This window comes from Mycobacterium sp. pR1184, assembly GCF_041287235.1.
Taxonomy (GTDB): domain Bacteria; phylum Actinomycetota; class Actinomycetes; order Mycobacteriales; family Mycobacteriaceae; genus Mycobacterium.
In genome coordinates this window covers 1-235 of record NZ_JBGGKR010000043.1, presented here as the reverse complement: position 1 = coordinate 235, position 235 = coordinate 1, and the positions used below count along the sequence as shown (strand labels likewise).

1 protein-coding gene is annotated in these 235 nt (G+C 65.5%); it reads right to left on the bottom strand.

The annotated features are described in order from the left end of the window. Nucleotides 1-235, bottom strand: a 235-nt coding sequence (locus ACAG21_RS28140) for a DUF222 domain-containing protein (protein ID WP_370499520.1), incomplete at both ends; no start/stop codon positions are given.

Here is a 235-nt window from a genome sequence, read left to right as displayed (position 1 = left end):
GCGTACAACACGATTCGTTGTCCCGGTGAGGCCAGCCGTTTGGAGTGATAGAGGCCGACGGGTTTGCTCTTGTCGAAGACGGCGAGGTAGTGGTGGGCGTGGCGGGCCAGGCGGATCACGTCGCTGATGGGTAGGCGGGTGCCGCCGCCGGTGATGCCGTGTCCGGTGGCGGCTTCTAGCTCTTGCAGGGTGGTGGACACGATGATGGTGGCGGGTAGCCCGTTGTGCTGGCCCA